Annotated in this window: 12 protein-coding genes and 1 pseudogene; 8 read left to right on the top strand and 5 right to left on the bottom strand. The window is 59.5% G+C overall.

Going from position 1 to position 11,042, the window contains the following annotated elements; genetic code table 11:
• Positions 1-51: 51 nt before the first annotated feature.
• Positions 52-1,191, bottom strand: coding sequence for an ABC transporter transmembrane domain-containing protein (locus PG892_RS19515; RefSeq protein WP_270825726.1), 1,140 nt, complete (start codon positions 1,189-1,191; stop codon positions 52-54).
• 325 nt (positions 1,192-1,516) lie between these two features.
• Between PG892_RS19515 and PG892_RS19520 the strand changes: the two are divergent.
• Together PG892_RS19520 and PG892_RS19525 are read left to right on the top strand one after the other, a co-directional pair.
• Positions 1,517-2,566 (top strand): annotated as a pseudogene (locus tag PG892_RS19520) (L-serine ammonia-lyase); the annotation flags it as partial.
• Between the two features lie 284 nt (positions 2,567-2,850).
• The gene (locus PG892_RS19525; RefSeq protein WP_039039104.1) at positions 2,851-4,221 is read left to right on the top strand and encodes an L-serine ammonia-lyase; all 1,371 of its coding nucleotides are present in this window, start codon (positions 2,851-2,853) and stop codon (positions 4,219-4,221) included.
• Between the two features lie 162 nt (positions 4,222-4,383).
• Here PG892_RS19525 and PG892_RS19530 read toward each other — a convergent pair whose 3' ends face one another.
• Together PG892_RS19530 and PG892_RS19535 are read right to left on the bottom strand one after the other, a co-directional pair.
• Positions 4,384-5,346: a lytic murein transglycosylase gene (locus tag PG892_RS19530; RefSeq protein ID WP_182953678.1), complete on the bottom strand. Its 963-nt coding sequence runs from the start codon at positions 5,344-5,346 to the stop codon at positions 4,384-4,386.
• Positions 5,343-5,621, bottom strand: a complete 279-nt coding sequence (locus tag PG892_RS19535) for a YcgL domain-containing protein (RefSeq protein WP_029314494.1) — start codon at positions 5,619-5,621, stop codon at positions 5,343-5,345. Before PG892_RS19535 ends, PG892_RS19530 begins: the two co-directional genes overlap by 4 nt.
• Before the next feature lie 106 nt (positions 5,622-5,727).
• Between PG892_RS19535 and minC the strand changes: the two genes are divergently transcribed.
• The 6 genes from minC to PG892_RS19565 all read left to right on the top strand — a co-directional run bounded on the left by minC (position 5,728) and on the right by PG892_RS19565 (position 9,432).
• Entirely contained in the window at positions 5,728-6,453 is a 726-nt protein-coding gene (minC, locus tag PG892_RS19540) for a septum site-determining protein MinC (protein ID WP_039039101.1), read from the top strand.
• A gap of 18 nt (positions 6,454-6,471) precedes the next feature.
• The gene (gene minD / locus PG892_RS19545) at positions 6,472-7,284 is read left to right on the top strand and encodes a septum site-determining protein MinD (RefSeq protein ID WP_010674647.1); all 813 of its coding nucleotides are present in this window, start codon (positions 6,472-6,474) and stop codon (positions 7,282-7,284) included.
• A 2-nt stretch (positions 7,285-7,286) separates the two neighbouring features.
• Complete coding sequence (minE, locus tag PG892_RS19550; RefSeq protein WP_010674646.1) at positions 7,287-7,556, top strand: cell division topological specificity factor MinE; 270 nt, start codon at positions 7,287-7,289, stop codon at positions 7,554-7,556.
• A gap of 180 nt (positions 7,557-7,736) precedes the next feature.
• On the top strand, positions 7,737-8,063 hold the full coding sequence (locus PG892_RS19555) for an HI1450 family dsDNA-mimic protein (RefSeq protein ID WP_029314491.1): 327 nt from the start codon (positions 7,737-7,739) through the stop codon (positions 8,061-8,063).
• Positions 8,064-8,116: 53 nt separating this feature from the next.
• Positions 8,117-8,824, top strand: coding sequence for a monofunctional biosynthetic peptidoglycan transglycosylase (gene mtgA / locus PG892_RS19560; protein WP_080767838.1), 708 nt, complete (start codon positions 8,117-8,119; stop codon positions 8,822-8,824).
• Positions 8,825-9,108: 284 nt separating this feature from the next.
• Complete coding sequence (locus tag PG892_RS19565) at positions 9,109-9,432, top strand: HI1450 family dsDNA-mimic protein (protein ID WP_010674643.1); 324 nt, start codon at positions 9,109-9,111, stop codon at positions 9,430-9,432.
• 45 nt (positions 9,433-9,477) lie between these two features.
• Here the strand turns inward: PG892_RS19565 and PG892_RS19570 are convergent, their stop codons facing one another.
• Complete coding sequence (locus PG892_RS19570) at positions 9,478-9,789, bottom strand: DUF1289 domain-containing protein (protein WP_039039099.1); 312 nt, start codon at positions 9,787-9,789, stop codon at positions 9,478-9,480.
• Position 9,790: 1 nt separating this feature from the next.
• Complete coding sequence (locus PG892_RS19575; protein ID WP_042014378.1) at positions 9,791-10,660, bottom strand: CvfB family protein; 870 nt, start codon at positions 10,658-10,660, stop codon at positions 9,791-9,793.
• Positions 10,661-11,042 lie beyond the last annotated feature (382 nt).

The raw sequence follows: 11,042 nt of genomic DNA on the forward strand, positions 1-11,042 counted from the left end.
AGGGCGTGCATCGAGAAGACAGATTATCCCATCCCGGCAGAACTGATGCCGTCAACCCCGTCCTGGTGAATAGATACGTTTATCCCACTGCCGGGTGGTTTGCGGTTCAACTGCCATGGCTTTCACGGTATCAATCCCCGACACCGTTTCCACCAGAAACGCCTGATTCTCGGCCCCGCGCATAAACTTCTCATTCAGGCGGCTGCGCAACATAGGGGTAAAGCAAACTGACAAGATGATGTAACAAGGCAAGGAGGCCAATACAATCAGCGTTAAGGTGGTGCTGTAGTAAAACATCACCGAGAGGAACACCACCGAAAATAGCAAATCGAGCACCACCGTGATGGCATTACCGGTCAGAAACGAGCGGATGTTTTCCAGTTCGCGCACGCGGGCGACTGAATCACCCACCCGACGCGCCTGAAAATAGGCCAGTGGCAGATGCAATAAATGACGAAATAACGCAGCACCTAATTCCACATCCATCCGACTGGTGGTGTGTGAAAACACATAACTACGCAACCCAGTCAGTATTACCTCAAACGTCACCACGACCAGTAAGCCCATGGCAATCACATCCAAGGTACTAAAGCCCTTGTGCACCAGCACCTTATCCATCACCACCTGAAAGAACATCGGCGTGACTAAGGCAAACAGTTGCAACACCAGACTGACCACTAAGACTTCCAGCAGCAATTTACGGTATTTAACCACGGCCGGAATAAACCAGGAGAAATCAAACTTGCGTAACTCACCGGCCAAGGATGCCCACGAGGTAAACAGGATCAGCTTGCCACTCCAGCGCTCGGCAAACTCATCAGGCGAAACCACTTGTGGACGACCGACTAACGGGTCTTGAATCAAAATCTGATTGTCATCGGCGCGAGCCAGAATGACGTATTGCCCGTTACGCAATAACGCCATACAAGGCAACGGGGTTTGAGTTAAGCGAGGCAGCGTGGTTGAAACTAATTTGGCTTTAAGAGAGAGTTTTTTAGCAGCGAGAAGAATTTCAGTATTGCCGAAAAATTTACCACTTTCGGTGAACTCATGCGCCAGTTGGTCCGGCTCGGTGGCGATACCATGAAAGCGCGCCAGCATGACCAAGCAGAGCAGGCCCGAGTCTGGTGCAGATGCAGCAAGAGAAGCCGGGTCAGCGATAGCCGACTCGACGAGGGTGTTTGATTCCATATGTATCCCTTGCCGGATTAGTTCCGATCTAAGTTTATGAATTTGTGCTTATTTGAGAACCAATCTTATCCGGATATGTAAGAAAAGGTAAAGAGGAAGTGAGCAAAATTATGCACACAATAGGGTTGAATCACAGACAACAGTATTCACTAAATTAAACCAAATCACGCGCTGTAAAAACGGATTGTCTGATGGAATCATAAGGAGAGGCTTTATTTGTACATAAACAATGAGCAAATGCCGTGCAAACAAGTGATCAACACGAATGCAAACAACCGATCAGTTGCTATGCAAATGAGAGATCAAGTGAATGCAATTACGCACCATCCTCTTCAATCGACGCAAGACCCTTCCCGCCCACTCCAACGGCATGACATTACGCGCCTATGAGGGTGACACCCTTGTGTTCGAACAGACCTACTACTCCATCGGGGGCGGTTTCATCATCGAGGAGAGTCACTTCGCCAACGCCCGGGAAGAGGCGGCCCGCTTCGATGCTGCCCACCCCATCCCCTATCCCTTCGAGAGCGGCGCCGAGCTGCTGGCACAGTGCCAGGAGAGCGGCCTCTCCATCTCGGGGTTGATGCTGGCCAACGAGAAGGTGTTTCGCTCGGAAGCGGAGATCAAGGCCGGGCTTCGCAAGATCTGGCAGGCGATGCAGGGGTGTGTGGAGCGTGGCTGCAAGAGCGAGGGGGTGCTGCCAGGCGGCCTCAAGGTCAAGCGCCGGGCTCCCGCCCTCTATCGCCAGCTCTGTGGCGAGACCAATTTCAACAAGGATCCGCTGATGGTGATGGAGTGGGTGGATCTCTTTGCGCTGGCCGTCAACGAGGAGAACGCCGCCGGGGGCCGGGTGGTGACGGCGCCGACCAACGGCGCAGCGGGCATCATCCCCGCGGTGTTGCACTATTACGATCGCTTCGTGCGCAAGGTGGATGACGAGCTGCTAATGCAGTACTTCCTCACCGCTGCCGCCATCGGCATCCTCTACAAGAAGAATGCCTCCCTCTCGGGGGCCGAGGTGGGCTGTCAGGGCGAGGTCGGCGTGGCCTGCTCCATGGCCGCTGGAGCCCTGGCCGAGCTGCTGGGCGCCAGCCCCGCCATCGTCGAGAACGCCGCCGAGATCGGCATGGAGCACAATCTCGGGCTGACCTGTGATCCCGTCGGTGGTCTGGTGCAGGTGCCCTGCATCGAGCGCAACGCCATGGGTGCAGTCAAGGCGATCAATGCCGCCCGCCTCGCCCTGCGCGGCACCGGCGAGCACAAGGTGTCGCTGGACAAGGTGATCAGAACCATGTGGGAAACCGGCAACGACATGAAGACCAAGTACAAGGAGACCGCCCGGGGCGGCCTTGCCGTCAACATCACCGAGTGTTAAGCCTCTGTGATAAAGCCGCATATGGCACTCGAATACCCGGCATCGCCGGGTATTTTTTTGCAAAACGTTTGTCTGGCGCTTAACAAAATGGATAACCATCAAAATAAATTTTATACTCGCGCCACGAATTCAACAAAAATAGATCTGTTTCAACTTTTTTTAGGCATTGAACCGTTACACTGTGGTTATCCGGTTCCCTGGCCTTTGTGATGACAGACCCGTCCCATGGATCCCTTTTCTGCGAGTGGGCATGGCGCCCCCTTCTACCCTGAGGTAATTGTTACATGATCAGCGTTTTTGATATCTTCAAAATCGGTGTTGGCCCCTCCTCTTCCCACACTGTCGGCCCCATGAAGGCAGCCAAACAGTTCGTGGATGAACTGCGTGCTGGCGGCAAGATCCGTGACATCACCCGGATCCAGGTCGATGTCTATGGCTCCCTCTCCTGGACCGGCAAAGGCCACCACACGGATACCGCCATCATCATGGGTCTGGCGGGCAACCTGCCGGAGAACGTCGACATCGACGCCATCCCCGAATTCATCTCCCGCGTGGAGCAGACCGGTCGTCTGCCCATCGGCCTGCACTGCCACACCGTCAGCTTCCCCAAGGGCGCCATGATCTTCCATGACGAGGCCCTGCCCCTGCACGAAAACGGCATGAGGCTGACCGCCTTCATCGAAGATGACGCCGTCTACAGCAAGACCTACTACTCCATCGGCGGTGGCTTCATTGTCGACGAAGAGAACTTTGGCAAGGGTGACAGCGGCGACATGTCCGTCAGCTATCCCTTCAAGAGTGCCGCCGAGCTCATCGCCCACTGCAGCCAGAGCGGTCTCTCCATCTCCGCCCTGATGATGGAAAACGAGAAGTGCTTCAACACCCCGGAAGAGATCTACAAGAAGCTTGGCAAGATCTGGACCACCATGCGGGAAGGGATCGAGCGCGGCTGCCGCACCGAGGGCGTCCTCTCCGGCCCGCTGCGCGTACCGCGCCGCGCCGCGCCGCTCTACCGCCAGCTGACCACCAACGAGAACCTCTCCAACGATCCCATGAACATCGTGGACTGGGTCAACATGTTCGCCCTGGCGGTGAGTGAAGAGAACGCCGCCGGTGGCCGCGTCGTCACCGCGCCGACCAACGGCGCCGCCGGCATCATCCCCGCCGTGCTGGCCTACTATGACAAGTTCATCCAGCCGGTGGGCCGCGACGAGTACACCCGCTTCTATCTGGCCGCTGCCGCCGTCGGCATGCTCTACAAGATGAACGCGTCCATCTCCGGCGCCGAAGTGGGCTGCCAGGGTGAAGTGGGCGTCTCCTGCTCCATGGCCGCCGCCGGCCTGACCGAGCTGATGGGCGGCAGCCCCGAGCATGTCTGTGAAGCCGCCGAGATCGGCATGGAACACAACCTGGGTCTGACCTGCGACCCGGTGGCCGGCCAGGTACAGGTACCCTGCATCGAGCGCAATGCCATCGCCGCCATGAAGGCGGTCAACGCCTCCCGCATGGCCCTGCGTCGCACCTCCAAGCCGCGTGTGTCGCTGGACAAGGTGATCGAGACCATGTACATCACCGGCAAGGACATGGACTCCAAGTACCGCGAGACCTCCCGCGGTGGCCTGGCCATCAAGGTGATGCAGGTCGCCTGCGACTAACGCCGAGTCGCGATGACATGAAAAAAGCGGGATATATTCCCGCTTTTTTTTTGGTCGCGATTTAAAGGGCAGCGTTCGTGGATAAAGGGAGGCCGACAAGGGATAAAAAGAGACGGGCATATCACCTCCACCCGTTCGCCGTGACAGGAGAACGGGGGAGAGCTATTTCACGATGCGATCGGCCAGGGTACCGACGGCCACCACGAAATAGGGGGAGCGATTCCAGTGACGCAGTACCCGGTAATTCTCATAGGCAAGGTAGCTTCGCCCGTGAATATCGTCGGGGCGGATGAGGGAGGCCTGCATGTCGACCGCAGGCAGAGGTGAGCCGTCCTGCTGGCGAACCCCGAGGGCCTGCCAGGTCGCCAGGGACTTGCGGGTCTCAAGCCCCAGCAAGGCGGGGTCCAGACGCTCTGGCACCCTCACCCGCCGTCCCCAGGTCTGGTCTTCGCGCCAGCCGTTCTGGCTCAGATAATTGGCAGCCGATCCAAATACATCCGCCAGATTGCCCCAGAGATCCTTCTTGCCGTCCCCGTCCTGATCCACCGCGTATCGCAGGAATGACGAGGGCATGAACTGCACCTGCCCCATGGCCCCCGCCCAGGATCCCTTGAAGTTGGCGGGGTTCACATGTCCCTGCTCCAGAATGCGCAGGGCATCGAACAACTCGCCTTTGAAGAAGGCTTCACGGCGACCGTCCCAGGCCAGGGTCGAGAGAGAAGAGATAAGGGGATAATGGCCGGTTATTTTGCCGAAATTGGTTTCAATTCCCCACAAGGCAACAATAAAGCGGGGCTGTACCCCATATTCCCGACCTATTTTTGTGAGCAGCGGCAAATGCTGGCGATATAAGGTTTGGGCTTGCTTGACTTTCCATTCCGGCACCGCCCGGGGAATATATGTGTCCAGGGTCAGTTTGAATTCCGGCTGATTTTTGTCGTGCCTGATGGCGGCATCGACAAGGTGGACATCCGCAAAGGCCGCACTCACCGTCTCGAGCAACATGCCCGCCGCCAGCGCCTGCTCTTTGAGGCTTGCCACGTACTGGTCAAAATCGGGGCCGGCCTGCACCGGCGATCCCGACAGGGCGCCTGACAACAGCAGTGCCAGCCGCCCCGCCCTCATCGTGCGCCCTTTAATTGCGCCTTGTGCTGCTCCAGCAGGTTTTCCGGTGGCGGTGGCACCTGAAGATAAAAGCCCTGGCTCTTCAGGGCGGCCATCACCCGCTCCGTGGAGGCCAGCCCCAGGGGCTTGGCCGGGTCCAGCTTGGTCATCAGGACCAGTTCGGGACGCCCGAAGGTACTCATCAGCACCTCGGGAACGCGGGAAAAGTCCTCTCTTCGTTCAATAAAGAGATAGGTCTCGGCTTTTTTGCGACTTTTATAGACTGCACACAACATGGAAATTGATATAATCCGACGGGTTTATTGCCTCTGGTGGTGGCAAACTATAACATCAGGAATTGAATAACAATAACGTATTACCGTCTCGGTTCGGGGAAGATTCATGGTTGAACGCGATAACGAATTGAAAGGGACCACCTTCACTATTTCTGTGTTGCATCTCAGCGATGGCAATCCGGCCCGGATCCGACAACTGCTGGAGGCCAAGGTCGCGCAGGCCCCCCAGTTTTTTAATTGTGCCCCCCTCGTCCTCAATGTGGAACGCCTCGAGGCGATCCCCGATTTCGAACAGCTCAGGGAGCTGGTCGAGTCGGAAGACTTCGTGCTGGTCGGGATCACGGGGGCGCGGGACGAGGCGATGAAGACGGCCGCCAAGGCGGCAGGCCTCGCCGTCATGGTGTCAGGCAAGAGCCGCAAGGCAGAACCTGAGCCGACACCGCCAGTGCCTGAGCCCAAGCCAGTGGAGGCCGCACCGGTTCCCCCGGTGCCAGCGCCCGTGGAGGCAAGCAAGGTCCACGTGGGCCCGGTGCGCTCCGGTCAGCAGATCTATGCAGCCGGCACCTCGCTGGTGGTGCTGGGCTCGGTGAGCCCTGGCGCCGAAGTCATCGCCGATGACAGCATCCATGTTTACGGTGCCCTGCGTGGCCGAGCCATCGCAGGGGCCAAGGGCAATCCCAAGGCCCGCATTTATTGCCAGCAATTGCAGGCCGAGCTGCTCTCCATCGCGGGCACCTTCCAGCTCAGCGATGCATTGCCTGCAGGCGTGATACAAGAGCCGGTCCATATCCGGCTCGACAATGAACAACTTCGTATAGACCGAATCAAATAGAGTTACAAGGAAGCGAGAATGGCGCGAATCATAGTCGTTACATCGGGCAAGGGTGGCGTTGGCAAGACGACAACCAGCGCGGCACTGAGCACCGGTCTGGCCCAGCGTGGCCACAAGACCGTGGTCATCGATTTTGACATTGGTCTGAGAAACCTGGACCTCATCATGGGTTGCGAGCGGCGCGTGGTCTATGACTTCGTCAACGTCATCAACGGGGAAGCCAACCTCAACCAGGCCCTCATCAAGGACAAGCGTTGCGAAAACCTGTTCATCCTGCCCGCCTCCCAGACCCGGGACAAGGATGCCCTGACCCGTGAAGGTGTGGAGAAGATCCTGGATCAGCTGGCGGAGATGCAGTTTGACTACATCGTCTGCGACTCCCCCGCCGGTATCGAATCCGGCGCCCTGATGGCGCTCTATTTCGCCGACGAGGCCATCGTCACCACCAACCCGGAAGTCTCTTCCGTGCGTGACTCGGATCGCATCCTCGGTATCCTGGCCTCCAAGTCCCGCCGTGCCGAGCGCGGTGAGGATCCCATCAAGGAGCACCTGCTGCTGACCCGCTACTGCCCGACCCGCGTCAACCGCGGCGACATGCTGAGCGTGCAGGACGTACAGGAGATCCTGGCCATCAAACTGCTCGGGGTGATCCCGGAGTCCCAGGCGGTGCTGCGCGCCTCCAACTCCGGCGAGCCGGTCATTCTGGACAAGGAGTCCGATGCCGGTCAGGCCTACGAGGACGCCGTCGCCCGCCTCTTGGGTGACACCAAGGATTTCCGTTTTCTGGAAGAAGAGAAGAAGGGCTTCTTTAGCCGACTGTTCGGGAGTTAAGCATGTCATTATTGGATTATTTTCGTTCCAACAAGAAACAGAACACCGCACAACTGGCCAAAGAGCGGTTGCAGATCATCGTGGCTCACGAGCGTTCATCCAGAGGGGGGCCGGATTACCTGCCCCAGCTCAAGCAGGACATCCTCGACGTGATCCGCAAATACGTGCAGATCGACCCGGACAAGATCACCGTCCAGCTTGATCAGAAGAGTGACGAGTTGTCGGTGCTGGAGCTCAACATCACCTTCGCCGACGACCAGAAGAAGGGATGAGCTGACGCACCATGCGCGACCCCTTCCCCCAATGAAGACCGGATCCTTTCCCAGGATCCGGTTTTTTAATGCCTGGCGTCCCGGCATCTCGCCAAGGGCATCAGGGCCAGCTAGAATACCGCGCACCCCGAGGCGCTGCCGACGGGCATTCCCTCCCCCCTTATCTGGAACACGGCTTTTATGTCTTTGAATGACGAAATGCACAGCGTCGAGGAACTGCTCGACACCGCCCTCGAACTCTTCATGGAGCTGGCCTCCGACAACCTGCCCGAGCAGGAGATCGTCCGCTTCAATCAGGAGTTCAACGACCGCGGCCTGCTGGCGGAGACCGATCCCGCCGACGACTGGGCGGCCGACGTTGGGTTTGAGGTGAGCGACGCCGACTATGCCGAGATCTGGGTCGGCCTTGGCAACGAACAAGAAGAGTACGAGCACCTGTTTGCCCGCATGCTGCTCTCCCGCCGCGTCGACGAGAAGTTCTGCCACATCGAATGGCTGCCCCAATAATTCCGGATCCCGATGATCCTGGCCACTATGACTGGGACGGCGGGCCCGCGCCCGTGAGGCCTTCGCGCAGACGGCGACTGCTGGGCTGGCTCGGCAAGCTGCTGCTGGCCGCCTTTGCGAGCACCATCGTCTCGGTCGCGCTGCTGCGCTTCATCGACCCCCCCATGTGGACCTGGCGCCTCGAACGCGCCCTGTTTCCCCCTGCCAAGGTGGCCGAGGTGAAGCACGACTGGGTGCCACTTGAGCAGATTTCCCGGGAGCTGCAACTGGCGGTGATCGCCGCCGAGGATCAGCGCTTTGCCGAACATCACGGCTTTGACATGGACGCCATCAGCTCGGCCCTCAGGCACAACCAGCAAAGCGGGCGGGTGCGCGGTGCCAGCACCCTCAGCCAACAGACCGCCAAGAACCTCTTCATGTGGAGCGATCGCAGCTTCCTGCGCAAGGGGATCGAGGCCTGGTTCACCCTGTTGATGGAGCTGGGCTGGGACAAGTCCCGCATTCTCGAGGTGTATCTCAACATCGTGGAGTTCGGACCCGGCATTTATGGCGCCGAGGCGGCCGCCAGGCACTACTTCGGCAAACCGGCGATACGCCTCACCCGCTACGAGGCCTCCCTGCTCGCCGCCGCCCTGCCCAACCCCTGGCGTTATCGGGTCAAGCCCCCCTCACCCTATGTGCAGCAGCGCTCGGCCTGGATCCGTCGTCAGATGGGTCAACTCGGGCAAGTCACCCTGAACCGGGTCCACGGCACAGAGTAGCGCCATCCTGCGGATCAGAGGCGGGCCCCAGATGGCCGCCGACAGTTTCCCGATGAAGGGGCAGATAGTGCCACCACCAGGTTTCGCGCCGCCGCTTGATCTGCCTTCTGTACTGTCGTCGCTTCATCTTGCCAGGCCGCCCCGTCACGCCGCCCCTGCTGGCGGCTCTGTTAACCTTATCCCCTGATCCCGCCATTTGACAGCACGGCATCACCGCCCCCGGGCTGGCTGCCCATCCCAATACTTGTTAAAGTGGCGAACCTGGACGTATCTGGAGTGATTTCATGGAACAACGTAGCCCGGATCAGCTGGTAGAGTGGGCCTATGATCAGTTTCTGGAGCAGGCCGCCGACATGCTGGCCCCCGAACAAATCGTCGACATCACCCTCGAGTTCGAGCAACGTGGCGCGGTGGAGGCAACCCTGCCCAATGCCGACTGGTCAACCGAACTCGGCGAGCCGGTGGACATGGCACGTTGGGCCGAGGTCTGGGTCGGCTTGCTGGATCATCAGGACGAGTTCGAGGTGATCTACGCCACCTTCCTGCTCCCCCGGGATCAGAGCGAGCACGACGTGCATATCCGCTGGCACCGCCAGCAACAGGCATAAGAAAAGGCGCCCCAGGCGCCTTTTTCGTTTTTTGCGCTGCCCGAGTCAGGGGCGTGCCGCGATGGCCTTGGCCAGACAGCGGCGACACCAGCAGGCGCTGGCATCGCTCATGGGCAACGCGGGAAGCTGGTTGCACCAACAGCGCTCGATGGGTTCCCCCGCCGACACGGCGCAGAACGCCGGCTCGCCGCAGCCCGGGCAGGCATGGGTGCTCTTCGAGCCATCGAGCTCGGCCATGCGGGCCAGCTGGGCCTCGCTGTCCATGGTGGACCACTGGCCTATCTCGGTCAGGGTGCGGCCACAACCGAGGCAGAGCCCCTCTTTGGCCCGGCAGTCACCGATGCAGGGACTCGGCACCTTATTCGTCCCCTGCTGGCGTGTCGGAGCCCACGAGGCGGATGCTGTGCTCCTCGATGACGATCTTGCCCTGCTTGTAGAGGCCGCCGATCGCTTTCTTGAAGGTGCCCTTGCTCATGCTGAACATCTTGTAGATGACGTCAGGATCGCTTTTGTCTCCCACCGCAAGGCTGCCCCCCTGCTTTTGCAGGCGCAGCAGGATGCGCGCACCGGCGTCATCCATCCGGGCCAGCCCCGGCTTTTGCAGGGTCAGGTCCAGCTTGCCATCTTCGCGCACCTGCTTGACCCAGGCGGTCAGCGGTCGGCCCGTCATCACGCGGCCGAACACCTCGTTCTTGAACAGCATGCCGGCGTACTGGCCATTGACCACGGCCTTGATGCCAAGGGGGGTGTGCTCCCCCGGCAGCACCGTCACCTCGTCACCGCTCTTGAAAGGGGGGTCGATGCGCAGGAAGCGCTCCAGACGGCTGGTGCCGACCATGCGCCCTTCGTTGTCCAGCATCAGGTGCACCAGATAGACATGGCCCACCTGCATCGGCTTGTTCTGCTCGCGGCTTGGTACGAAGAGATCCTTTTTCATGCCCCAGTCGAGGAAGGCACCAATCTTGTTGGCGTTGACCACCTTGAGACCGACGATGTCCCCCACCATGGCGAAGGGCTTGTCGGTGGTGATCACCGGCTCGCAATCCGCATCCAGATAGAGGAAGACGGACACCTCGCTCTCCTCGGCGACGCCTTCCGGCAACTGGCGCCTGGGCAGCAGCAGCTCGCCGTATTCCCCCGCCGCCAGCCAGGCGCCGCGCTCCTCGATCTCGACGACGGTCAGGGTGTTCATCTTGCCAATCTGTAACATGGTGATCTCTTCTTTCAATATCCGGATGGGCCCATCTCATGGAAGACCCGTCATATAGAGGTGCATCGCCGCCGTCGGATGAGAGAGGACGGGGCCGATTTATGTCATGCAGGCGCGCATGTTACCCCAGAGCGGCAGCAGGACCTAGCCCCTCCCCCCTGTGTCTGACCTCTTTTCCCGCTCCCGGGTGGCCAGATTGACGATATTAGCAGCATTCAGTTCCCCCTTTGCTGCAAATAACCCCACTTTTAGGTAGACTTCGCGGCCGTCAATCCAGAGGAAGCGTCGATGAACCCAGCCACTCGTACCCGTCATCTCAATCATTGACATCCTCCCCCACCTTAGCGCTTCGCGTCACAGGAGGGGGATCCCCATTACTGGGTGATAGCTGCTCGCGCAG

The organism is Aeromonas sp. QDB68 (genome assembly GCF_027707405.1).
GTDB classification, from domain to species: domain Bacteria; phylum Pseudomonadota; class Gammaproteobacteria; order Enterobacterales; family Aeromonadaceae; genus Aeromonas; species Aeromonas caviae.